Below are 24,475 nucleotides of genomic sequence, written 5' to 3' on the forward strand. Positions count from 1 at the left end.
TTCTAACTCCTTGAATTCTTGGGAATATGTACCGTCGGAGGACGCTTAGTTAGCGTTGACCACGGCCATGATGTCTTCTTCGCGCATGACCAGCAGTTCCTGGCCGTCGACCTTCACGGTCTGGCCTGCGTACTTGCCGAACAGGACGCGATCGCCGACCTTCACGTCGAGCGCGATCTGTGCACCCTTGTCGTCACGCTTGCCCGGGCCGACCGCGAGGATCTCGCCTTGATCCGGCTTTTCAGCAGCGGCTTCGGGGATCACGATGCCCGAGGCGGTCTTGGTTTCCTGATCCAGGCGCTTGACGATCACGCGATCGTGCAAAGGACGAAGGTTCATATTCACTCCTCTCTTGACTGAGATTGAAGAACGCTTAGGGAATCTGCCCGGCAAATCGCCCGGCAGAGAATTGTTAGCACTCTCGTGCAGCGAGTGCTAATTATATGGACGGGTTTTGACAAATTCAAGAAGGGGATCCGGAGGATTTTTCCGGGCAGGCGGGGGGCGCTCGGCGCTGAGCTTCGTTCGCTTGAGATTGGGCTTGAGGCGACGTGGAAGAGGCCGGATCCACGGAAATATATCGTGCAAAAACAATAGCCTAGCAAAAACCACGAGCGACGGCGGCGGTATCCGGGAGGATAGCAGGAGTCGCCTGTTCGGTTCGTCGCCATGGCCATGCAGCAGCGGCTGCGACACCTCGGGAATTCCCGTACATCCCGAGCAAGCGCTGTCGAAACAAATAGGGTGCAAACATATATTCGCGATCAACGCGCAGGCAGCGCGTCACGACGCCCTCCTCTCAGGATCGGAGCAGTTGGTCTCTTCGCCGCGTCTCAGCCGACGCTCGACGGGCAATCGTGAACGCCCGATCGGCCACACATCGATCGGAAGGACGAATGTCGTTTCCCGAGCGACGTCGGCCGGTTGCCTGTGAGAAAGCAACCGGCCTCGAAGCCGCCTGTTGGCGGAATGGTCAAAATGCACTGCCGGCTAGATCCGGACGATCTGTTCGTCGACCAGCCACCCATCGAATTCGTCTTGTCACAGGGTCAGGTCACGAGGATCTCGCTCGCGAAATCACCACGAGGAGCACCGCAGATCGCTTTCGCCGCACACCCCTCATTCACCGGACGAATCACGCGGCATTTTTAAAGCAGCGCGGAAGCGGCACCCTCAGTCATCGCACCTCGCGCGACCTGGCCACGGACCATGAAATTCTCCGCCGTCGAGAAATCGTCGACCATATCGAGCCGATAGCCGTGCGTATACACAGCGCTCAATTGAAAGCCGTTTTCCGGGCGAAGCGCCAATTTCTGACGAAGTCGATAGATGTGCGTGTCAAGGCTTCGCGACGTGCCATCCAGTGTCCGCCCCCATGCCAGCGTCGACAAGGAATCTCGGGAGACTACGTTTCCAAGATTATTGAACAGGCAACTCGCCAAGGAAAATTCCTTCGCAGTCAAATCGATGTTTTTGCCGTGCAGGGTTATCGTGCGCATAAGCGGATTCACAACATACGCCCCAACCTCGACTCTATTATCGGTTTTTTTATTTCGGCCGCTTCGACGCAGCAGCGCATTGATTCGAGCCATCAACTCGATCTCACGAAAGGGCTTGCCAATGTACTCGTCGGCCCCGGCATCCAGCGCAGCGGCAATATCTGCCTCCAGCGTTCTCGCGGCCAGAAACAAAACGACGGGCGCGTCTCCAAGATTGGCTCGAATCCAGTGCAACAAATTCAGACCGCTGGCGTCCGGGATTCTCCAGTCAAGCACCACGAGCTCCACGACTTTCTTTCTCAGAAACTGAACGGCTCGCGCACTATCGCACGCCACCGAAATTTCCCGGTTTGACCCTCGCAGCGCCTTTTCAAATGCTGACGCCTGACCCGGATCACCTTCCACTAACAGGATACTCATAACACCCCCAGCCTTCATCGACACGATTAATTTTCAGACCACTCCAATCGATCGCCCGAACATGCAGACACAAATATAATATTTTTAACAACTACCGAGCGATTGAGATCTTCCTCACTCAAACTTCAACATCAACTCACAACGGACCCATTCGATCCGATACAACACAACCCGAGCGGACACCTGCACTTTTTTTCGTGCATTCTCATTTCGATAAAAAATAAATTCGGCGCCCTTTATTTCAAACAGCACGTGCTCGGCGCGTAGCGTGGAAGTCTTGCTGCACCCATCGGAATCCTCCACGGGCAGATAGCCGATTTTTGCGTCCCCATTTCGCGCGTGATGCCGCTTTTGGTTGCCGGTAATTCATCCGAAGCCCCGCGGCTGCAATCACGCAGGTGAACACCCGTTCGCGAATGTTGTATGCAATTCCAGTGAAGCCGCACTCACCGAGCTAGCAGATCATCACGAGCGTGCCACGCACTCTGGCACCTATATCAGCGACGCGCATGTCGACCTCGGTAGCGATCAGCGAATTGGGCAGATCCATCGGTGTCCGGCACGACGCCGCCGTGTCTTCGGCCCAACTCGTTCATCAAGTATGCCACTCAGATGTTACTGACATATCAGTAGGATATCGAGACGTGTGGCAGAGGTCAAAGCGGGTAAACCCGCTCGCCAGCATTGACCCCTTTACAGCGTGTTGAAAACGGGGGGTGACCACGCTAATATGTTAGTAATATTTTCTGCTGGATCACCGGACACATGAACGGACTAACGGGTACCACCCTTGCCGAACAGGCTCACCAGAAACTCGAAGAACTGATCGTGACGCTCGAGCTTGCGCCCGGCAGTGTCTGGTCGGAGGCATCCCTCGCGGAGAAGCTCAATACGGGGAGAACGCCGGTTCGCGAGGCCGCACAACGACTGGCTGCGTCGCATCTGCTTCAGATCGTGCCGCGTCACGGCATCATGATCACTGTCCCGAACATTCATGATCAGTTGCTCGTGCTCGAAACACGCCGTGAACTCGAGCGCCTCATCGCACGGCGCGCTGCACGGCGTGCATCGCCCGAGGAGCGCGAGCAGATCCGCGACGTCGTTGAAAAACTCGACGCGGCAGGCGAATCACAAAACGTTGTCGACTACTTGAGAAGCCTATATGCGGCCAATCAGCTTATCGCTCAATGTTCGCGAAATCAGTTCGCTGCTGAGGCTATCGCACCGCTACATGCGTTGTCCCGGCGCTTTTACTTCATGTATCACAAACGGTTGAATAATTTGCCGTCGGCAAGTCTGCAGCACGTGAGAGTCGCGCGTGCAGTAGCTGATGGTGACGAGCAGGAAGCCGAACTCGCATCAGACATGATGATGGACTACATTGATGCATTTACGCGGGACTGCTTTACCCTTGATTTTGAACCGTATCACTCGCGAGCTGCGGTCTGATATGCCTTCGATGAATTGAGCACACCCGCAACCAGGTATATATCGTGCCAGCTCAATCGCGCACGTAGCGATGTCGGCAAAACACCGTCGATCTCGAACAGACATGGTGGAATTACCGTCGACGTCGAGCAGCAGCACCGAGCAAGACGTCGACAACCACTCGTCATTCAACACAGAATTCCGCGCCGTTCAATCAACCCGCCTACCTGCTCCTCCCGGATGGGCTCGGATATGTAATATCCCTGGCAATCAATTGGCGTCATCTCCCTCAACCACTCGAACTGAGCCTCGGTTTCGACGCCTTCGATCACAACACGCTTCTTCAAGCGGCGCCCGAGCTCGACGAGCGTTTCCACCATGGCCCGCGATTCGATATTTTCGTGGATATCGCACATGAAGGACCGATCCAGCTTGAGCGTATCTACTGCCAGGCGATGCAATTTGGTCAGCGACCAACAGCCTGAACCGAAGTCATCGATCGCAACGCTCACCCCCATGTTCCGGATCGAAGCGATGGCAGTTGCGAGCGTCTCGATTGGACCCGGGTCGATGGATTCCGTAAGTTCGATTTGAAAATTCCCGGCACGAACCGCATGGGAATCGAGAATCGAGGACAGTCTTTTTTCCGCTCCCGGCCGCGTAATTTCACGGGCAGGCAAATTGACAGACAGCGACAGGCCACCATATCCGCGAGCAGCCCAACTGGCGAGCACCCGCGCAGATTCCGTCATGACGTAATCAGTGAACTGGCTCGTCAGATACGAATCCTCGACAAGATCAATGAATGCCGATGGCATCAACACACCATGTTCCGGATGATGCCAGCGTATCAACGACTCGAACCCGGACAGCAATCCGGCCTCAAGGCGGAGCTTGGGCTGATACACGAAAAAGAATTCTTTCCGGGCCAGCCCAAGTTCCGCGTCGTCGACAAGATCATCATAATTGCGATGCACTGTCGTACTGTCCAAAGCGATCTCCAATGCACGCACATCAGATTTTCCAGTGCCTGCTGACACAGCCTTAGGGTCGCCCGGGCTTGCCGCTGCCCGGGCTTTCCGTCAGTCAGTGCATGAACACGCGACTACTTCCACTGATACAGCATGCCGGCACCGATCACCCGCTGGCCACCGCTGAAACCGCCGTTGATCGACGCCTTCAGGTTGTCGGTGATGCGCGCCTGCATGTTGACCGCCATCGCCTTCTGGCCGAGGAAGGTCGACGTACCGACGCCCATGCCGAAGTTGGCGTCGCGATCGAGCTGCGGGATCGAGGCCATCGCGCCGACGGCCGCGATACCCTGCTTCGCCATCTGGTCGGTCTGCTGCAATTGCGAACCCAGCGAGTTGATCTGCGCCTGCTGGCCTGACAGCGCCGTCGACAACGTCGACTGCACTGCATTGAGCTGGTTCACGTTGACCGCGTCGGTGCCCTGCGTACCCGGCGCCACATTGATGATCTGGCGCTGCTGCGTATCGCTGCCGACCGACACCACGTTTTGGCGCCCGCCGTCCGTCGAATTCGCACCGATCGCCACGGAGTTCGAGCCCGCTGTGACGGTCGGCTTGTCGGAGCCGGTACCGTTCATGTCGGCCGCGACGCCGGCAGCGTTCGTCGTATTCGTCGTCATCAACGTGGACAGCTGACTCAACTGGTTGTTGATGTTCGTCACACCAGTCGACAGCGACGCCACGTTGTTGTTCGTCGTGCTCAGGCCGGTGGACAGGGAGCTGAGGCCGGCCGCCGTCGACGTCGACAGCGTGTTGATCGCGGTCGAGGTCGATGTGGACAGCGACGACACGCTGCTGTTGGTCGAACTCAGGCCCGTCGACAGCGAGTTGATACCGGTCGACAGCGATGCGACGTTTGTCGCGGTCGTCGTCGACAGGGTGTTGACCGCCTGGTTCGTCGCGTTCAACTGGCTGCCGTTGATCGCGTCCGTGCTGGTGGCCGAGACCTGGCCGGCAGCGACGTTCGTGATCTGGCGTTCCGCGCCCGGCGCACCGACGCTCAGAACGCCCACCGGACTGGTGCCGAAGACCGGATACGTGACGCCGCCGACCGTGACGCTCGACACCGCAACCGCGTTGCCGGTGACCGAGTTCGCGCCGAGCGCGATCGAGTTGGCGACGTTCGCGGTGGCGTTCGAACCGAACGCGAGCGCGTTGGTGGCGCTGGCCGTGGCGCCCGAGCCGTAGGCCTGCGCGCCGATGGCGCTGGCCGTGGCCTGGTTGCCGAGTGCGATCGTGTTGTCCGCGGTGGCCTGGCTCGAGCTGCCGAATGCCAGCGCGCTGTTGCCGGTTGCCGTGCTCGCGTTGCCGAGCGCCACTGCGCCGGTGCCGGTCGCCGTGTCGTTTGCACCCATCGCGACTGCGCCGGTGCCCGTCGCGACGCTCGGGTCGCCGATCGCAACCGCGCCGTCGCCGCTCGCGGTGTTACCGGAGCCGATCGACACGGCCTTGCCGCCTGTTGCCGAAGCGCTTTGACCGATCGCGACCGCGCCGTTCGATTGCGCGTTCGAGCCGTAACCGACCGCGACACTGCTTGCGCCCGCCGCGCTGGCGCCGACACCGGCGGCCAGCGAGTAGAGGCCGGTCGCGGCGCTGTTGGCGTAGTTCGCCGATTGCGTACCACCGTCGTTGACGCTGTAGTAATGCGTTTTCGCGGCTTCAATCGCGGTCGAGGTCGACGTGGACAGCGACGTCATCGAACTGTTGGTCGAGCTGAGTCCCGTGGACAGCGAGCCGATGCCGGTCGACGTCGAGGTCGACAGCGACAGGATCGTGCTGTTGGTCGAGCTGAGGCCGGTGGACAGCGATCCGATGCTCGTCGAAGTCGACGTGGACAGCGAAGAGATCGAGCTGTTGGCCGATGACAAACCGGTCGATGTCGAGGTCGACAGCGACGACACCGAGCTGTTGGTCGAGCTGAGGCCGGTCGACAGCGAGCTGATGCCCGTTGAAGTCGACGTGGACAGCGAGGAGATCGAGCTGTTGGCCGACGACAAGCCGGTCGACGTGGAAGTCGACAGCGACGTGATCGAGCTGTTCGCGGACGAGAGCCCCGTCGAAGTCGACGTGGACAGCGAAGAAATCGAGCTGTTGGCCGATGACAAGCCCGTCGACGTGGAAGTCGACAGCGACGACACCGTGCTGTCAGTTGAGCTCAACCCGGTCGACAGCGAGCTGATGCCCGTTGAAGTCGACGTGGACAACGAGGAGATCGAGCTGTTGGCCGACGACAAACCGGTCGACGTCGAAGTCGACAGCGACGACACCGAGCTATTAGTCGAACTCAGACCGGTCGACAGCGAGCTGATGCCCGTTGAAGTCGACGTGGACAACGAAGAGATCGAGCTGTTGGCCGACGACAAACCGGTCGACGTCGAAGTCGACAGCGACGACACCGAGCTATTAGTCGAACTCAGACCGGTCGACAGCGAGCTGATGCCCGTCGAGGTCGACGTGGACAGCGAAGAAATCGAGCTGGTGGCCGACGACAGTCCAGTCGACGTCGAGGTCGACAGCGACGACACCGTGCTATCGGTCGAGCTCAGGCCGGTCGACAGCGAGCTGATCCCCGTCGAAGTCGACGTGGACAGCGAAGAAATCGAGCTATTGGCCGACGAGAGACCCGTCGAGGTCGACGTGGACAGCGAAGAGATCGAGCTGTTGGCCGACGACAAACCGGTCGACGTCGAGGTCGACAGCGACGACACCGAGCTATCCGTCGAGCTCAAGCCGGTCGACAGCGAGCTGATGCCGGTCGAAGTCGACGTGGACAACGAGGAAATTGAGCTGTTGGCCGACGACAGGCCCGTCGAGGTCGAGGTCGACAGCGAAGAAATCGAGCTGGTGGCCGACGACAGACCGGTCGACGTCGACGTCGACAGCGACGACACCGTGCTATCGGTCGACCTCAGGCCGGTCGACAGCTAACTGTTGCCTGTCGAGGTCGACGTGTACAACGAAGAAATTGAGGTGGTGGCTGACGAAACACCGGTCGAGGTCGACGTCGACAGCGACGACACCGTGCTATCGGTCGAACTCAGGCCGGTCGACAGCGAACTGATGCCTGTCGAGGTCGACGTGGACAACGAAGAAATCGAGCTGGTGGCTGACGACAAACCGGTCGACGTCGACGTCGACAGCGACGACACCGAGCTACTAGTCGAGCTCAAGCCGGTCGACAGCGAGCTGATGCCGGTCGAAGTCGACGTAGACAACGAAGAAATCGAGCTGTTAGCCGACGACAGACCGGTCGACGTCGAAGTCGACAGCGACGACACCGTGCTATCGGTCGAGCTCAGGCCGGTAGAAAGCGAACTGATCCCGGTAGAAGTCGACGTGGACAGCGAAGAAATCGAACTGTTAGCCGACGACAAACCGGTCGACGTCGAGGTCGACAGCGACGACACCGAGCTATCCGTCGAGCTCAAGCCGGTCGACAGCGAGCTGATGCCCGTCGAAGTCGACGTCGACAACGAAGAAATCGAGCTGGTGGCCGACGACAAGCCGGTCGAGGTCGACGTAGACAACGAAGAAATCGAGCTGTTCGCGGACGAAAGACCCGTCGAAGTCGACGTGGACAGCGAAGAAATCGAGCTGTTGGCCGACGACAAACCGGTCGACGTCGAGGTCGACAGCGACGACACCGAGCTATCCGTCGAGCTCAAGCCGGTCGACAGCGAGCTGATGCCCGTCGAAGTCGACGTGGACAACGAAGAAATTGAGCTGTTGGCCGACGACAGGCCCGTCGAGGTCGACGTCGACAGCGAAGAAATTGAGCTGTTGGCCGACGACAGGCCCGTCGAGGTCGAGGTCGACAGCGACGTGATCGAGCTGTTCGCGGACGAGAGACCCGTCGAAGTCGACGTGGACAACGAAGAAATCGAGCTGGTGGCCGACGACAAGCCGGTCGAGGTCGAAGTCGACAGCGACGTGATCGAGCTGTTCGCGGACGAGAGACCCGTCGAGGTCGACGTGGACAACGAAGAAATCGAGCTGGTGGCCGACGACAAGCCGGTCGACGTCGAAGTCGACAGCGACGACACCGAGCTATCCGTCGAACTCAGGCCGGTCGACAGCGAGCTGATCCCCGTCGAAGTCGACGTGGACAGCGAAGAAATCGAGCTGTTAGCCGACGACAAGCCGGTCGACGTGGACGTCGACAGCGACGTGATCGAGCTGTTCGCGGACGAGAGACCCGTCGAGGTCGAAGTCGACAACGAAGAAATCGAGCTGTTGGCCGACGAGAGGCCGGTCGACGTCGAGGTGGACAGCGACGTGATCGAGCTGTTCGCGGACGACAGGCCCGTCGAGGTCGACGTGGACAACGAGGAAATCGAACTGTTGGCCGACGACAAACCGGTCGACGTCGAAGTCGACAGCGACGACACCGTGCTATCCGTCGAGCTCAGGCCCGTCGACAACGAGCTGATGCCCGTCGAAGTTGACGTGGACAGCGAGGAGATCGAGCTGTTAGCCGACGACAAGCCCGTCGAGGTCGAAGTCGACAGCGACGTGATCGAGCTGTTCGCGGACGAAAGACCCGTTGAAGTCGACGTGGACAGAGAAGAAATCGAGCTATTGGCCGACGACAGGCCCGTCGAGGTCGAAGTCGACAACGAAGAAATCGAGCTGTTGGCCGACGACAAACCGGTCGACGTCGAAGTCGACAGCGACGACACCGTGCTATCCGTCGAGCTCAGGCCCGTCGACAACGAGCTGATGCCCGTCGAGGTCGACGTGGACAGCGAAGAGATCGAGCTATTGGCCGACGACAAACCGGTCGATGTGGAAGTCGACAGCGACGACACCGAGCTATTGGTCGAGCTCAGCCCTGTCGACAACGAGCTGATGCCCGTCGACGTCGACGTGGACAGCGAAGAAATCGAGCTGTTGGCCGACGAAAGGCCGGTCGACGTCGAAGTCGACAGCGACGTGATCGAACTGTTCGCCGACGACAGACCCGTCGACGTCGACGTGGACAGCGAGGAAATCGAGCTGTTGGTCGACGACAGACCGGTCGAGGTCGAAGTCGACAGCGACGACACCGTGCTATCCGTCGAACTCAGGCCAGTGGACAGTGAGCTGATGCCGGTCGAGGTCGACGTGGACAGCGAAGAGATCGAGCTGTTAGCCGACGACAAGCCGGTCGACGTCGAGGTCGACAGCGACGTGATCGAGCTGTTCGCCGACGACAGACCCGTCGACGTCGACGTGGACAGCGAGGAAAGCGAGCTGTTGGTCGACGACAGACCGGTCGAGGTCGAAGTCGACAGCGACGTGATCGAGCTATTCGCGGACGACAGCCCCGTCGAGGTCGACGTGGACAGCGACGAAAGTGAGCTGTTGGCCGACGACAGACCGGTCGACGTCGACGTCGACAGCGACGACACCGTGCTGTTAGCCGAGCTCAGGCCAGTCGACAGCGAGCTGATGCCCGTCGAAGTCGACGTAGACAGCGAAGAAATCGAGCTATTGGCCGACGACAGGCCCGTCGACGTGGAAGTCGACAGCGACGTGATCGAGCTGTTCGCGGACGACAGACCCGTCGACGTCGACGTGGACAGCGAGGAAATCGAGCTATTCGCCGACGACAGGCCCGTCGAAGTCGAGGTGGACAGCGAAGCGATCGAGCTGGCGGCCGACGACAGACCGGTCGAGGTCGAAGTCGACAGCGACGTGATCGAGCTGGTGGCCGACGACAGGCCCGTCGAAGTCGACGTGGACAGCGAAGCGATCGAGCTGGTAGCCGACGACAGACCGGTCGACGTCGAAGTCGACAGCGACGTGATCGAGCTGGTGGCCGACGACAGGCCCGTCGAAGTCGACGTGGACAGCGAAGAAATCGAGCTGGTGGCCGACGACAAGCCGGTCGACGTCGAAGTCGACAGCGAAAACAGTTGGCCGCCGTTGACCGCGTCCCCGCTGCCGGAGGCAACGGTACCGTTCGCAAGGTTGGTGATCTTGTAACCGGATACGTTGACGTTACTGCCATTCAGGATGATGCTTCCCGGTGCATACAGTTCGATCGACTGCCCCGGTACGGAGCCGGTGAGGCTCGGACTTGCCGTCGTGGCGTTGTTGACAGTGATCCATGTGGACGACGTGCTAGCGCCCGAATTGTTTCCCGGCCCCGCTGACGTGCCGCCCATGAAAAGCACGTCGCTGCCGGTGACGCAGCCCATGTTATAGGTGCTGGCTTGCACGCCCGACGGACCGAAGGCACCAGTCGTTGCATTGCCACAAACGACAAATGCAGCGGCATACACAGCGATCGGCGCGAAAATTCCGCCCCCCCCCAGCACCGCAGCAGTCAGCAGTCGCACGGCGACACTCGACCTGCCAGACTTCTTCCGCCCTGTCGCAATTTCCGACGCGGCCACATAGGTGCCCGTCTTCTCGCACCAGACGCTCTTGTAAACCTTGTTCATTTCGACCCTCTTCTTCTTCTGCTAACCCGTTCAGCACTGCCACCCAAAAACAGCAGCGGCTCTTGTGAAAGAAAAACCCGGCAGACTGGCGCGCGGGGAAGCCCGTCCCCGACGACTTGCGCTCTTCCGCACTCAGCACCCAGACCGCCTTCGTTTTGAACGGCGGCTCGACATTCGTATTGCGTTGCCCTCGCTTGCTGCGGCCGTCATCTGCTCGCGTTTCCTGGATGACTTGTATTAGCGACGCTTGGTCTCTTCCCGCAGACACACCACTTCACCTACTCAAAAATCACGGAATTTGTTTCGATAGCATTCAGCATTGAGCAATCGACTTGACGAGCAATCTCGCCAATCGATCGACATTCCAATAGCTCCTGCACATGCGATTTATAAATTTTTGTTGAGCGCACACGTTTCCCGGCGCTCGTATCGACGCACCACCGTCCTTATCAGGTGAGCCACGACAGAAGCACCTCGGATAATCGAAGCCTTTTGAATTACATCAATGCAAATAAAACGAAGCGCCCCAGCTCACGACATCAACCATGATCACTGCGGCACCAGGATTGCCATGTCGATTGGCATGACAGCCCATTTATATTTCGATCCCGCCTGAAGCACCCCAAGCGACGCAAACACCTGGAGGCGCGGGACATCCGACCGTCACTTCACCGCGAGATCGAGCGCCTCAATCTTCACGATTAGAACTGGATATCTCGAACTGCTTGCGATCCTTGTCGCGAATCCACTCGGGCGCACGCCCTACCCCTGACCACGTCGCGCCACTGACAGGATCGAAGTAGCGCGGCCGCCGTTTGGTCGCCTGCCGCAGGACATCGACAGTAAAAATATCCTCTGGAACAAAACCGAACTCTCGAACGCAATACTTGATCTCGAGCAAAATCGCCTCCATGGCAATTCGTCGCTCCTCAGCGATCCGAGATTCCAGTTTCGATTTTGTATCAAGATACTCTCGATACGACTCCAGCTTGCTCATTGAGATAATTACAAACCGCCATTTGTCATCAAGAAAAATGTCGATCGAGTCGACAACCAGAAAACATCACGCGACTCGCTCCATTCTTCGTTACTTGTCGCGGCTGAATCACAACGTCAACGACAGCCAATCGTTATTTGCCGCACTGCCCCATGCACAATTCCAGCCACAAAAACATCCGGAGCGGACCCTACACCTGCTTCAACAATCCATATGTCGCATCGTATATCCGCGACGAGCATCGATTGACAACATTTGTCACACATTAATCGATCCCCAATTGATCCAATTCGTTCATAAAAGTTGACAAAAAGACTGTCGAGAAATGCCACTCTATTACGCAAATCAGACCTGCTACCCGGCCACGAGGAATCAAATCAGATCATTGCAATTTCCTTTCAAAACATTCGAAAAAGTCAATCAGCTCCAATGCAAGCAGGCATGCGCGGATTCGAGCAACACGATGAAAGATGGTGCCAATGAAAATTCTTGCCGTTGACGACGAGCCAGCACAGGCGGCGCTTCTCCGCGACACACTGATCGCCGAGGGATTCGATGTACGGAGCGCCACCGCGGGCGCAGAGGCCATCCGTTTCCTCGAAACCGACACCGTCGATCTGGTCGTGCTTGACTGGAACTTGCCGGATATCTCCGGACTGGAAGTCCTCGCCTGGATTCGCACACGAATCGGCAGAGATCTCCCCGTGCTGTTCCTGACGAATCGTGTGCGCGAGGACCAGCTCGTCGTCGCACTCGAGGCAGGTGCCGACGACTACATGGTCAAGCCCATCCGTCGCCATGAATTGATCGCACGAGTGCGTGCTCTGCTGCGACGGGCCTATCCGGTGAATTCAAAGCCGGCATCGATCAATATTGGTCGTTACCGTCTGGATCTCGTGACCGAGACCGCGTTCTTGAGCGACGAGCCGATCAAACTGACATCTCGAGAGTTCACAGTTGCCGTAGCGCTATTTCAGAATTGTGGCCGCGCAATGCCGCGAGACGCGCTGATCAAGTCGATCTGGGGGCGCCATAGCGACCATATTTCCCGCACGCTCGACACGCACATCTATCGTGTTCGATCCAAGATGCGTATCGGCCCCGAAAACGGTGTTCGGCTTCGCGCTGTCTACAATCACGGTTATCGGCTGGAGTTGCTCGATCCCAACCACACGCACGATGCGGAATAGCGGCTGCCGTCATCCGCGCCAAAGACAACCCTACGTGACCGAGAAACTGTCACGCGCCGTTCCTGCCGGGTGAGCACTGAGGGGCTTGCAGTCAGGAAATGGCGTCACCCTGACCGCCGCGCAAACCATGTGCTGGTTGCACGATACGGCAGCCGGCATCGGTGATCGACGCGCCGTTGACCATGGTTTCCCTCTCTGCTGGTACCGCCAATTTCCAAGCGAGCGCCGTGACGCTCAGAATTCGATACAGGGAATGTCGCATTTTTCAACCTCACATCGGAACGTCGTCTCTGGCATCGGTACGATCGTGACCGGCACGGGAGACTGCACGAGCCGCCGTTACCGAGCCTGCTCGCGCGGCGGCCTGATGATCGGCTTCGTCGAGCCTTGAATCAGTCGAGACGCAAGTGGCATGGGCTCGCCATGTTTGGGGCGATCGGCTAGCCAGGCCACGCAGACGGCCAGCGCAATCGCGCTCCCCCACAATGTCAACAGAACACGCATACTCACCTCACCTTCACCGGCTTGGCCGCGGCCTGCGTGATTGTCGCCCGCGGTTTCGGTACCGTTTCGAGGACGACCACCAGCGTCACGACAAGCCCGCAGATCAGAAGACCGCACATCCCGAGCATTGCTTTATTCATTTCTGCGCTCCCCCCTGCATCGTTTGACCGAATGCACCGATCGAGCCGCTCGGGCGACCGTGCACGGACACTCGAATCACACCCGGAAGGCTCGACGCGATTCGATCGCCCGATGACCGGCCACAGAATGCGTCCTGGTGACGGTCGCGTCGCCGTTGATGCCGTCGATCGCGCTGAAGTTGCCATTGCCATGACGAGGCGCATCGGTCGTTGACTATCTCGAGTCCCGATGGCGAACCGAGCCTTTCGGCGATCCCTGAACGCATCCGCGGCGATATCACTTGTTGCCCACAAAGAGGTTCGTCGTTGATCTTCGGAGAATAGGTCAGCTTCAATTTCTCACCATTCAATTAATCAGTAATGCAGAGTAATCAGTGAAAAATCCGACTTCACCCAAGATACCGAAGCATCATCAGATCGGAGCGGACTCTCGACGGTTCACGCGTTTGTGTCGCCCGGCCACAACTGGCCGGCAGTTGCCCGACACGGTCGCCTGAAATGCCCGAAAGCCGCGGGCCGGAATGGCCCAGGAGACGGTTCCGTTTGCTCCATTTGGTCGACTAGTCGCGCCGATACGCCCTCTCCGCCGACAAAGCCTTAGCGTTGAACTCCAGTTCAGACAAAACGCGCTCGATTACCTCGGTCCAGTTTCCGCGCGTGGTCTGGGTAAAGATTCGCATGCCGGGATACCACGGACTATCATCGCGGTTGCGCAACCAGCGCCAGCAGCCCGCATACCGGTTCAGTAACCACACGCGCTTCCCCATGGCTGCGGCCAGATGAGCGACCGCGGTGTCAACGGAAATGACAAGATCCAGCGCGTCGATGAGGGCCGCTGTATCGGCAAAATCCCTCACCTCGTGCATCCAGTCGACTACGTGTGGATACTTCTCGTGAGAAAGCTCTTTCGAAATGTCATCCGCCTTCTGCAAGCTGATCCAGTGCGCGTGAGGCCACGCAAGCAATGGCGCCATCGTATCCAGATCGATACTACGCCGGCGATCATCGGGCGTGCCCGAATGCCCTCCCGCCCAGACCACCCCGATGCGTGGCAAGGTGCCAGGCTGCAACTTCGCCACCTTCGATGACCATTTTCGCGACCGTCGCCGATTCGCGTACAAATAAGGCAGATCGGCGGGAATGTTGTCTACTTGCGTTCCGAAGGCCATCGGCAGCGACAGGAGCGGGCAATACCAGTCCCACTGAAGCGCGTCGAATGGCTTGTCGTCGAGCAGTGTCAGATTTGGCCACCGAGAGCAGAGCGAATCAGTCAGCAGCCGGCGCAGTGGTTTCGGGCATAAAAGGCCAACTGCCGTGAATTGCCGAAGCACCATTTCGAGATATCGACAAAAATGCAACGTATCGCCCAATCCCTGCTCGGCCAGAACGAGCAGGCGGTTTTCGCCAGGCGGCAGCCCTTGCCCCTGCCACCGACGGATCGGCAAAGCCGGGTACTTGGCCCCCGGATACGAATCGCCCGCCAGCATGGTTACCCACCGGTGTTCGAAGTATGGCCAGGCCTCCCTATATTCACCGGCGCGAAGCAATGCATATCCAAGGTTGCCGCAGGCTACGAGATTTTTGGGATCCAACTCGATTGCTCGACGATACGAACTGATTGCGAGGTCGGTCTCGCCTAACAGGCTGAGGCACACGCCCATATAGCTATGGGCATCCGAACGTGCCGGATTTCGTTCAATCGTGCGTCGACAAATATCGATGCCGTCTTCCGGCTTTTCGTCCAGCACCAAAGCCAGACACAGGTTGTACAACAACTTCGAAGTGTCCAGATCCGGCTGGTGATCTTCGGCAAACGCCAGACCGCTTCGCGCGCTTGCTGCCGCCTGCGAAAATGCCCTCAATCGTGTTTGCACCACGCTCAGGCTGTTGTAGAAGACGGCATTGGGAGACGCATCAATAGCCCTCTTGAACCAGTCCTCCGCCTCCTCAGCCCTATCCTCAGCCTTACCCAATGAAAAAGCGATCAGCCCTCTCAGATGCAGGACATCACCGCTTGACGGGTACTCCTTCAGAACGTCTTCGACCAGCCGAAGAGCGCGTTCAGGCTGGCCAGCGTGATAAGCCTCGATGGCCTTGTCATAGCACAACTGGATATCGTCGATATTCGTTTCCATAGGAACCCCGATCAGCCACCCACGGTAGTGAACGTTCCGCAGCGCAGTCCGGAATCGCGATATGGATGATGGATATCCACTATCGCCTCAATACCGAACAAACAATATCCAGAGATCGGTCGTGGCCGAACACCGTCCAAGGGAATCCCGCCCACTGCCCTCCACGATGAGAAAAAAACGCCAAGCGCGAGCTTGGCGAAAATCCGAGGGTTTGCGCTCTAGTGGACAGCGCAATTGCAATGCTACTCGCCGGTATGCGGCGAGATCTGAACGATTGTCACATTTAGGAATATTGACCACATCAGATCTCCTGACCCCACGAAATGACGAGTAGCACCATGGCCTCAACATCGCTGCCGTGGACACCGCCGCCCCCAAAACGGGTTCAACGAGCGATGCGCCCCCACCGGAAGGCGTCATATCGGCAACATGACCGGTTCGAAGTTGCATGAGTCACGACAGCGACAGCGGTAAAAACGCGCGAAAACAACAAAAGCCCCCTTTCAAAACAAAACCGCGAAGCGCGCTAACCGGCCGGACCTGCAGCCCAACGACACCCCATCAAAGAACCCGTGCCGGCGTCGATCCGACGCGCAGCAACACCGCCTTCGCGCTTGCCGGACGCCCCCTTGCGCCCTTCCGCTCGTATCCATCGGTCCGCGCAACACCATTCATTTTCATTACATCGATCTTTACGTTTTACCTCTGCGGTAAACGACGCCCGCATAAAACCCGTAAGCCATCGGATTACATTCAGTAATTTAGATGCGAATCATTCTCGTTTACATTGACTTTCCCATTCGACACTCCTACGATGCGCCGCGTTGCGTTCATCTTTGTGCCCTGGCCAATCGGCGCCGAGCGTTCGGATAGCGCCTTAAAAGCAGGACTCCAGACTAAGAAAACCAGGGGTTTGATATGAAGTTTGTGTCGTTCCACGGAGACCGCATCCGCGTCCGGATGCGCCCCGCCGCCTGTGCGGCCGTCCTCGCTTGCGCGTCGTTCGCGAGCGGCGCCGCGTTCGCCGACACGCCGGTCGACGCGCAGCCCGAAGCGCCCGAAGCCGACCTCGCGATCCAGGCAAAGCCGACCAACATGTGGACCGGCATCTGGAGCCGCCAGAGCCTGCTCGGCGACATGGGCGGCATCCGCCCGTGGCTCGGCAAGTACGGCGCGACGCTGCAGATCACCGAAACCAGCGAATATCTCGCGAACCTGCGCGGCGGCCTGAATCGCGGCGGCGCGTACGACGGGCTGACGACGGCGACTTTGACGGTCGATACGCAGAAGGCGATCGGCCTGCCCGGCGGCACGTTCAACGTCAGCGCGCTGCAGATCCACGGCACCAACCTGAGCGCGCGGAATCTCGGCACGCTCAACACCGCGAGCGGCATCGAGGCGCAGGGCACGACGCGCCTCTGGGAGCTGTGGTACCAGCAGTCGTTCCTCGACAAGCGCGTCGACGTGAAGATCGGCCAGCAGAGCCTGGACCAGGAATTCATGGTCAGCACGTATGCGAACACGTTCGTCAACACGATGTTCGGCTGGCCCGCGCTGCCGTCGTACGACCTGCCCAATGGCGGCCCCGCCTATCCGCTCGCCGGCCTCGGCGTGCGCGTGCGCGCGCAGATCACGCCGAAGCTCACCGCGCTCGCGGGCGTGTTCGACGGCGATCCGCTCGGCAACAACCCGAACAACCTGAGCGGCACGAACTTCAACCTGCACAACGGCGCGCTCTACATCGGCGAGCTGCAGTACGCGCTGAACCAGCCGTCCGACGGCGAAATGGACACCGGCCGCTCGAACGGGCTGCCGGGCACCTACAAGGTTGGCGTCTGGTATCACAACGGCCGCTTCGCGGACCAGAACGTCGGCACCGACGGGCTGTCGCTCTCGGATCCCGCATCGAACGGCAGCGCGCAGCAGCACCACGGCGACTACAGCTTCTACGCAGTGGCCGACCAGATGATCTGGCGCCCGGACCCGACGGGCCCGCGCAGCCTCGGCGTGTTCGCACGCGTGATGGGCGCCCCCGGCGACCGCAACCTGGTGAGCTTCTCGGCCAATGCGGGCGTCGTGCTGAAGGCGCCGTTCGAAGGCCGCGACAACGACAGCGTCGGCCTCGGCGTCACGTACATCCAGGTCGGCAACCACGTGACCGACCTCGACCAGACCGCGCAGGCGCTGGCGACGGGCCCGTACGGCGTGCGCACCCGCGAGACGACCGTCGAGGCGACCTACCAGTACCAGGTCAACCCGTGGTGGGTGATCCAGGCCGACGCGCAGTACACGTTCAATGCCGGTGCCGGCCAGAACCCGAGCGACGCGACCCAGCCGCTGCGCAACACGTTCGTGCTCGGCGCGCGCACGACCATCACGTTCTGAGCACCGCGCCCACGCTACCCGTTTTTCACGCGCCGCCGCGGCGGCGCGTCCCCCAGGAGAGACCCAGATGAATCAATCCGCCCCGCTTCGCCGCCTCGCGACGGGCGCACTGGCCGCCGTCGCGCTGACGGCCGCCGCCGGCGCGTTCGCCGAGCCGCAAGGCTTCCTCGAGACACTCCATCGCCACTCGCTGCTCGTCAACACGGTGCCCGACAACGGCGACCAGAACCCGTACGCGATCGCGGTCGCACCGGTGTCGGCCGGCACGATCCAGGAAGGTGACGTGCTCGTCGACAACTTCAACAACGCGGCGAACCTGCAAGGTACCGGCAGCACGATCGTCAACTACCGCCCGTCGACCAAGCAGATGAGCCTGTTCGCGACGATTCCGCGCGACCTGAAGGCATGCCCGGGCGGCGTCGGCCTGTCGACCGCGATGACGATGCTGAAGTCGGGCTGGGTGATCGTCGGCAGCACGCCGAGCAACGACGGCACGACGTCGACGAAAGGCGCGGGCTGCCTGATCGTGCTCGATCCGCAAGGCAAGGTCGCCTCGACGTGGTCGAGCCCGAACATCAACGACCCGTGGGGCAACATGGCCGTGGTCGACCGCGGCGACAGCGCGACGCTGTTCGTCAGCATGGCCGGCTTCGGCGTTGGCGGTGCGGACGGCAACCCGCCCGTCTACAAGCAGGCGACCGTGCTGCGTCTCGACCTCGACGTGCCCGCCGGCAAGCCGCCCGCGATCAAGCAGGAAACGGTCGTCGCGAGCGGCCTCGGCGCGCAGGCCGACAAGGGCGTGTTCCTCGTCGGCCCGACGGGCCTCGCGCTGTCCGGCGACCAGAAGAAGCTGTACGTGTCGGACGCGATCGGCAACCGGGTGGTCGAGATCGACGATCCGCTCACGCGCGACACGAGCGCGGGTGTCGGCCGCCAGGTCACGGCCGACGGCTTCCTGCGCCGCCCGCTCGCACTCGCGACCGCGCCGAACGGCCATCTGCTCGCGACCAACGCGCTGAATGGCCAGGTCGTCGAGATCGATCCGGTCGCCGGCAAGCAGCTCTATGCGCGCTGGATCGACACCGACAAGGCGCAATCGCCGCCCGGTAACGGCGACCTGTTCGGGATCGCGATGACGCCGGCCGGCGACGGTTTCTATTACGTCCAGGACGACGTCAACACGCTGATGCTCGCGAAGTAACGGAGCCGACCATGGCAGACGATCTGAACCCGCCGTCGCGCCCCGCGCGCCGCGGCTTCCTGAAGGCCGGCGGCGCGGCGGTGGCCGCGGGCCTCGCAGCGGGCGCGATGCCGGCCGCGCACGCAGCCGATGCAGCCGCCCCGGCCGCGCCGGATGCGCACGCGCACGACAACGACCTCGAGCCGTTCTACGGCAAGCACCAGAGCGGCATCACGACGCCGCAGCAGCGCAACGCGTATTTCGCGGCGCTCGACCTCGCTACGACCAAGCGCGCGGACGTGATCGCGCTGCTGAAGACGTGGACCGACGCGGCCGCGCGCCTGACGCACGGCGACACCGCGCAGCCGCTGCCGGCGACTGGCGGCGACGACGTGGCACCGGCCGACTCGGGCGACGCGCTCGGCATCGGCCCGTCGCGGCTGACGATCACGTTCGGCTTCGGGCCTGGCCTGTTCGCGGTCGCGGGCAAGGACCGCTACGGCCTCGCGAAACAGCGCCCGGCCGCGCTCGTCGACCTGCCGCGCTTCAACGGCGACCAGCTGATTCCGGAGAAGACCGGCGGCGACCTGTTCATCCAGGCGTGCGCGAACGACGCGCAGGTCGCGTTCCACGCGGTGCGCCAGCTCGTGCGCCTCGGCGGCAACGCCGTGCAGATGCGCTGGGGCCAGGCCGGTTTCACATCCGGCAAGCCAGGCGAGACGCCGCGCAACCTGATGGGCTTCAAGGACGGCACGATGAACCCGTCGCGCGACGACCCGGCCGCGATGAACGAGTTCGTGTGGGCCGGCAGCGAAGGCCCGGCGTGGATGAACGGCGGCACCTACACGGTCGTGCGCCGCATCCGCATCACGCTCGAACACTGGGACAACACCGAGCTCGGTTTCCAGGAGCAGGTGTTCGGCCGCAAGAAGTACAGCGGCGCGCCGCTCGGCGGCAAGCAGGAATTCGAAGCGCTCGACCTCGACGCGGTCGACAAGGACGGCAATTCGGTGATCCCCGACAACGCGCACGCGCGTCTCGCATCGCCGCAACTGAACAACGGCGCGCAGATCCTGCGTCGCGCGTATTCGTACAACGACAGCGCGAACTTCTACATCGAGCGCTGGCCGCCGTGGCGCCAGCAGACCGAGTACGACGCGGGGCTGATGTTCGTCGCGCACCAGCGCGACCCGCGCAAGGGCTTCATTCCGATCAACGAGAAGCTCGCGAAGCTGGACATCATGAACCAGTTCACCACGCACGTCGGCAGCGCGATCTTCGCGTGTCCGCCGGGCGCGCAACCCGGTTCGTATATCGGCGCGGCGCTGTTCGAAGCGTAACGACACGACGACGCAACGACACGCAACGCACTCATTTTTCCGGGCCGCCCGGATGCAACTCACGACGACGACATGAACACTTCACCCGTTAGCCGCCCGCTGCGGCACCTGATCTCCGCGGCCGCCGCCGCGCTCATGCTGACCGGCGCGCTGCACGTCTCGCACGCGCATGCCGCGACGCTCACGCTGTACAACGCGCAGCACGAGCAAGTCGTCAACCAGCTCGTCAAGGACTTCGAAGCGCAGAGCGGCATCACCGTGAAGGTGCGCTCGGGCGAAGGCCCGGCGCTCGCCGCGCAGATCGTCGCGGAAGGCGATCGTACGCCGGCCGACGTGTACTTCACCGAGAATTCGCCCGAGCTCGTGCTGCTCGACCGCAAGGGCCTGCTCGGGAAGACCGACGGCGCCGCGCTGCAAGCGGTGCCCGCGCGCTTCAACCCGGCCGACGGCAACTGGGTCGGCGTGCTCGCGCGCGAAAACGTGCTCGTCTACAACACCGCGAAGCTCCAGCCGCAGCAGCTGCCCGCGTCACTGCTCGATCTCGCGAAGCCGGAATGGAAAGGCAAGGTCGGCGTCGCGCCGAGCGATGCGGACTTCCTGCCGCTCGTGAGCGCGGTGCTCGCGCTGCACGGCGAAGCCGCGACGCTGCAATGGCTGAAGGGGCTGAAGACCAACGCGCAGATCTTCGACGACGACGAAGGCGTGACGGCGGCCGTGAACCGCGGCGGCGTGCTGACCGGCATCATCAACAACTACTACTGGGACCGCCTGCACGCCGAGCTCGGCGACAAGTCGACGAAGAGCGCGATCCACCACTTCGGCAATCACGACGTAGGCGCGGCCGTGAACGTGTCGGGCGCCGCGGTGCTGAAAGCGTCGAAGCACCAGGCCGACGCGCAGAAGTTCGTCGCGTATCTCGTCAGCGAGCGCGCGCAGAAACTGATGGCGGGCGGCCACATCAGCTTCGAGTATCCGCTGCACCCGGGCGTCGCACCCGACCCGATCCTGAAGCCGTTCAACGAACTAAGCCCGCCGGCGCTGACGTTCGAACAGCTCGGCGACGACAGCCAGGCCGGCAAGCTGCTGCGCCAGGCCGGCCTGCTCTGACCGTGAGCGACGCCGTGTCCCGCACGGCGCGCGCCGTGCACGACGGCGAACGCACCGCGACGCGGCGGCGCCCGTCGCGCGCGCTCGTCGCCGCGGCCGCGTGCGGGCCGCTGTTGATCCTGCTGCCGCTCGGCTTCACGCTGTACCGCGCGGCAACCTTCGGCTTCGACGATGCGATCGAGCTGCTGTGGCGGCCGCTCGTCGGCGAACTGCTCGTCAACACGCTGTCGATCACGCTCGCCGCGACCGTCGCGTGCACGCTGCTCGGCACCGCGGTCGCGTGGTTCATCGAGCGCACGGACCTGCCGGCCCGGCCGCTGTGGACCGCGCTCGCCGCCGCACCACTCGCGGTGCCGCCGTTCATCACGAGCTATGCGTGGGTGTCGCTGAGCCTCGACTTGCAGGATTTCCTCGGCGCGCTGATCGTGCTGACGTCCGCGTACTTTCCGCTCGTCTATCTGCCGGTGGCCGCCGCGCTGCGCGAGCTCGATCCCGCACTCGAAGAAAGCGCGCGCACGCTCGGCTGCTCGCCGTGGCATACCTTTTTTCGCGTCGTGCTGCCGCAGTTGCGCCCCGCGCTGTGCGGCGGGATGCTGCTCGTCGCGCTCGGCGTGTTGTCGGAGTTCGGCGCGTTCCAGTTGCTGCGCTTTCGTACCTTCACCACCGAGATCTTCGCGGAATACCGCACCGCGTTCGACGGCGGCGGCGCATCGTTGCTCGGCTGCGTGCTGATCGCGCTGTGCCTGCTGTGCCTCGCAATCGAGGCGCGTGCACGCGGCCATGCACGCTATGGCCATACGCACCGCGCCGCGCGCCGCGTCGCGATGCGTTATCCGCTCGGGTATCTTCGCGGCCCGGTCGCCGTCGCGTTTGCCGCGCTCGCGGCCGCGACGCTCGGCGTGCCGCTCGCGATGATCGGCTACTGGCTCACGCAACAGGGCGCGGCCGCCGTCACGCCGGCCGACGTGTCGCCCGAGCTGCTGTGGCAGACCACGCTCGCGTCGAGCGGCTACGGCCTCGCGGCGGCGGCCGTCACGACGCTGCTCGCGCTGCCGCTCGCGTTCCTGCTGGTCCGTTATCCGGGCCGCGTCGCGACGCTCCTCGAACGCACGGCGATGACCGTGCAGGGCGTGCCGGGCATCGTCGTCGCGCTCGCGATCGTGTCGATCACGGTGCGGCTGCTGCAGCCGCTCTACCAGAGCGCGCCGGCGCTCGTCGGCGCGTACGCGATCCTGTTCCTGCCGCTCGCGGTCGTCAGCGTGCGTGCGGCGCTGTCGCACGTGCAGGTCCGGCTCGAGGAAACCGCACGCTCGCTCGGCCTCGGCTGGCGCGCGACGCTCACGCGCGTGGTGCTGCCGCTCGCGGCGCCGGGCCTCGGCGCGGCTGCGACGATGGTGTTCATTTCGGTCGTGACGGAACTCAACGCGACGCTGCTGCTGTCGCCGATCGGCACCCGCACGCTCGCGACGCAGGTGTGGAGCGATACGGCGACGCTCGCGTTCGCGGCCGCGGCGCCTTATGCGGCGCTGCTCGTCGCGCTGTCGCTGGGCGCTTCGGGACTGCTGTTCCTGCTGCTCGGCCGCGCGTCGGTGCGCGACTGAGCGCCGCCCTTTTTCTCCGGAACCGCTCATGAGCGAATTACGCATTCACGGCCTGTCCAAATCGTTCGGATCGCATACCGTCCTGCACGACATCGATCTCACGGTGCGGCGCAGCTCGCGGCTCGCGCTGCTCGGCCCGTCCGGCAGCGGCAAGACGACGCTGCTGCGCGTGCTGTGCGGCTTCGAGCGTGCCGAGCGCGGCACCGTCGAGATCGACGGGCGTCGTGTGGCCGCGCCCGACGTGCACCTGCCGCCCGAACAGCGCCGGATCGGTTACGTGCCGCAGGAAGGCGCGCTGTTTCCGCATCTGTCGGTGGCCGACAACATCGCGTTCGGGCTGCCGCGCGCGGCGCGGCGGCGCCATCATCGCGTCGACGAACTGCTCGAGATGGTCGGCCTGCCCGCTTCGTATGCGAGCCGTGCGCCGCAGCAACTGTCCGGCGGGCAGCAGCAGCGTGTTGCACTCGCGCGCGCGCTGGCGCCCGAGCCGTCGCTCGTGATCCTCGACGAACCGTTTTCCGCGCTCGATACGTCGCTGCGGCACGAAACGCGCAGCGCGGTCGCGGACGCGCTCGCCGCGGCGGGCGCGACGTCGGTGCTCGTCACGCACGACCAGCCCGAGGCGATGACGCTCGGCGACGAAGTGGCGGTGATGTGGCAAGGCCGGCTCGTGCAGACGGCCGCGCCCCAGATGCTGTACCGGCAGCCGGTGACGCGCGACGTCGCGTCGTTCGTCGGTCAGGCCGTGCTGCTCGCGGGCCGCGTGCACAACGCGCGCATCGCGTGCGCGCTCGGCGACCTGCCGCTCGTCGCGCCGCTACCCGACGGGCCGGCCGACGCGATGCTGCGTCCCGAGCAGATCGGCATCGTGCCGGTCACGCAGGTCGACGCGGCACGTGGCCATACGGCGCGCGTCGAAGCCGCGCAGTTCGCAGGCCAGGACGCGGACGTGCTCGCGCGCCTCGATGCCGATAGTGACGTACTCGTGCGCGTACGCGTGCCGGGACACCGGTGTCCGGCCATCGGCGAACGCGTGGCACTGGTGGTGGACGGCGCGGTGATGGCGTACGCGCGCTGAGCGGCGCGGATC

The 24,475-nt window shown here is 62.1% G+C and carries 15 protein-coding genes and 1 pseudogene; 8 read left to right on the forward strand and 8 right to left on the reverse strand.

All coding sequences use genetic code 11. The annotated features are described in order from the left end of the window. Window positions 1-45 precede the first annotated feature (45 nt). Both groES and ACTRWB_RS13815 read right to left on the reverse strand, forming a co-directional pair. Window positions 46-339, reverse strand: coding sequence for a co-chaperone GroES (gene groES, locus ACTRWB_RS13810; RefSeq protein ID WP_048251535.1), 294 nt, complete (start codon window positions 337-339; stop codon window positions 46-48). A gap of 809 nt (window positions 340-1,148) precedes the next feature. Then, window positions 1,149-1,937 (reverse strand): response regulator transcription factor, encoded by a 789-nt coding sequence (locus tag ACTRWB_RS13815; RefSeq protein ID WP_446902374.1) that lies wholly within the window; start codon window positions 1,935-1,937, stop codon window positions 1,149-1,151. 747 nt (window positions 1,938-2,684) lie between these two features. On the opposite strand from ACTRWB_RS13815, the gene ACTRWB_RS13820 reads away from it, so the two are divergent. Next, window positions 2,685-3,368 (forward strand): GntR family transcriptional regulator, encoded by a 684-nt coding sequence (locus ACTRWB_RS13820; RefSeq protein ID WP_129513869.1) that lies wholly within the window; start codon window positions 2,685-2,687, stop codon window positions 3,366-3,368. A gap of 167 nt (window positions 3,369-3,535) precedes the next feature. Here ACTRWB_RS13820 and ACTRWB_RS13825 read toward each other — a convergent pair whose 3' ends face one another. The 3 genes and pseudogenes from ACTRWB_RS13825 to ACTRWB_RS13835 form a co-directional block, all read right to left on the reverse strand. Further along, window positions 3,536-4,339, reverse strand: a complete 804-nt coding sequence (locus tag ACTRWB_RS13825) for an EAL domain-containing protein (RefSeq protein WP_446902220.1) — start codon at window positions 4,337-4,339, stop codon at window positions 3,536-3,538. 113 nt (window positions 4,340-4,452) lie between these two features. Next, window positions 4,453-10,794, reverse strand: a pseudogene (locus ACTRWB_RS13830) (YadA-like family protein); the annotation flags it as partial. A 700-nt stretch (window positions 10,795-11,494) separates the two neighbouring features. Continuing rightward, window positions 11,495-11,803: an H-NS histone family protein gene (locus ACTRWB_RS13835; protein ID WP_419686408.1), complete on the reverse strand. Its 309-nt coding sequence runs from the start codon at window positions 11,801-11,803 to the stop codon at window positions 11,495-11,497. A 479-nt stretch (window positions 11,804-12,282) separates the two neighbouring features. Here ACTRWB_RS13835 and ACTRWB_RS13840 point away from each other — a divergent pair, with 479 nt between their 5' ends. After that, window positions 12,283-12,993: a response regulator transcription factor gene (locus ACTRWB_RS13840; RefSeq protein WP_343493045.1), complete on the forward strand. Its 711-nt coding sequence runs from the start codon at window positions 12,283-12,285 to the stop codon at window positions 12,991-12,993. 91 nt (window positions 12,994-13,084) lie between these two features. Here ACTRWB_RS13840 and ACTRWB_RS13845 read toward each other — a convergent pair whose 3' ends face one another. The 3 genes from ACTRWB_RS13845 to ACTRWB_RS13855 form a co-directional block, all read right to left on the reverse strand. Next, the gene (locus ACTRWB_RS13845) at window positions 13,085-13,255 is read right to left on the reverse strand and encodes a hypothetical protein (protein ID WP_446902221.1); all 171 of its coding nucleotides are present in this window, start codon (window positions 13,253-13,255) and stop codon (window positions 13,085-13,087) included. A 244-nt stretch (window positions 13,256-13,499) separates the two neighbouring features. Next, entirely contained in the window at window positions 13,500-13,637 is a 138-nt protein-coding gene (locus tag ACTRWB_RS13850; protein WP_446902222.1) for a hypothetical protein, read from the reverse strand. 560 nt (window positions 13,638-14,197) lie between these two features. Continuing rightward, entirely contained in the window at window positions 14,198-15,772 is a 1,575-nt protein-coding gene (locus ACTRWB_RS13855; protein WP_446902223.1) for a tetratricopeptide repeat-containing glycosyltransferase family protein, read from the reverse strand. Between the two features lie 918 nt (window positions 15,773-16,690). Between ACTRWB_RS13855 and ACTRWB_RS13860 the strand changes: the two genes are divergently transcribed. The 6 genes from ACTRWB_RS13860 (at window position 16,691) to ACTRWB_RS13885 (ending at window position 24,463) form a co-directional block, all read left to right on the forward strand. After that, the gene (locus tag ACTRWB_RS13860; protein WP_446902224.1) at window positions 16,691-18,157 is read left to right on the forward strand and encodes a carbohydrate porin; all 1,467 of its coding nucleotides are present in this window, start codon (window positions 16,691-16,693) and stop codon (window positions 18,155-18,157) included. A gap of 67 nt (window positions 18,158-18,224) precedes the next feature. After that, window positions 18,225-19,358: a hypothetical protein gene (locus tag ACTRWB_RS13865; protein WP_129513864.1), complete on the forward strand. Its 1,134-nt coding sequence runs from the start codon at window positions 18,225-18,227 to the stop codon at window positions 19,356-19,358. Window positions 19,359-19,369: 11 nt separating this feature from the next. Further along, entirely contained in the window at window positions 19,370-20,677 is a 1,308-nt protein-coding gene (gene efeB, locus ACTRWB_RS13870) for an iron uptake transporter deferrochelatase/peroxidase subunit (RefSeq protein WP_446902225.1), read from the forward strand. A gap of 72 nt (window positions 20,678-20,749) precedes the next feature. Further along, window positions 20,750-21,784, forward strand: a complete 1,035-nt coding sequence (locus tag ACTRWB_RS13875) for an iron ABC transporter substrate-binding protein (RefSeq protein WP_446902226.1) — start codon at window positions 20,750-20,752, stop codon at window positions 21,782-21,784. Window positions 21,785-21,786: 2 nt separating this feature from the next. Further along, on the forward strand, window positions 21,787-23,385 hold the full coding sequence (locus tag ACTRWB_RS13880) for an ABC transporter permease (RefSeq protein WP_446902227.1): 1,599 nt from the start codon (window positions 21,787-21,789) through the stop codon (window positions 23,383-23,385). A gap of 28 nt (window positions 23,386-23,413) precedes the next feature. After that, window positions 23,414-24,463 (forward strand): ABC transporter ATP-binding protein, encoded by a 1,050-nt coding sequence (locus ACTRWB_RS13885; RefSeq protein ID WP_446902228.1) that lies wholly within the window; start codon window positions 23,414-23,416, stop codon window positions 24,461-24,463. Window positions 24,464-24,475 lie beyond the last annotated feature (12 nt).

Source organism: Burkholderia sp. YIM B11467, from assembly GCF_052952715.1.

Coding starts and splice junctions, on each gene's coding strand:
- groES (WP_048251535.1), bottom strand. CDS start 339: ATGAACCTTCGTCCTTTGCACGATCGCGTGATCGTCAAGCGCCTGGAT.
- ACTRWB_RS13815 (WP_446902374.1), bottom strand. CDS start 1,937: ATGAAGGCTGGGGGTGTTATGAGTATCCTGTTAGTGGAAGGTGATCCG.
- ACTRWB_RS13820 (WP_129513869.1), top strand. CDS start 2,685: ATGAACGGACTAACGGGTACCACCCTTGCCGAACAGGCTCACCAGAAA.
- ACTRWB_RS13835 (WP_419686408.1), bottom strand. CDS start 11,803: ATGAGCAAGCTGGAGTCGTATCGAGAGTATCTTGATACAAAATCGAAA.
- ACTRWB_RS13840 (WP_343493045.1), top strand. CDS start 12,283: ATGAAAATTCTTGCCGTTGACGACGAGCCAGCACAGGCGGCGCTTCTC.
- ACTRWB_RS13845 (WP_446902221.1), bottom strand. CDS start 13,255: ATGCGACATTCCCTGTATCGAATTCTGAGCGTCACGGCGCTCGCTTGG.
- ACTRWB_RS13850 (WP_446902222.1), bottom strand. CDS start 13,637: ATGAATAAAGCAATGCTCGGGATGTGCGGTCTTCTGATCTGCGGGCTT.
- ACTRWB_RS13855 (WP_446902223.1), bottom strand. CDS start 15,772: ATGGAAACGAATATCGACGATATCCAGTTGTGCTATGACAAGGCCATC.
- ACTRWB_RS13860 (WP_446902224.1), top strand. CDS start 16,691: ATGAAGTTTGTGTCGTTCCACGGAGACCGCATCCGCGTCCGGATGCGC.
- ACTRWB_RS13865 (WP_129513864.1), top strand. CDS start 18,225: ATGAATCAATCCGCCCCGCTTCGCCGCCTCGCGACGGGCGCACTGGCC.
- efeB (WP_446902225.1), top strand. CDS start 19,370: ATGGCAGACGATCTGAACCCGCCGTCGCGCCCCGCGCGCCGCGGCTTC.
- ACTRWB_RS13875 (WP_446902226.1), top strand. CDS start 20,750: ATGAACACTTCACCCGTTAGCCGCCCGCTGCGGCACCTGATCTCCGCG.
- ACTRWB_RS13885 (WP_446902228.1), top strand. CDS start 23,414: ATGAGCGAATTACGCATTCACGGCCTGTCCAAATCGTTCGGATCGCAT.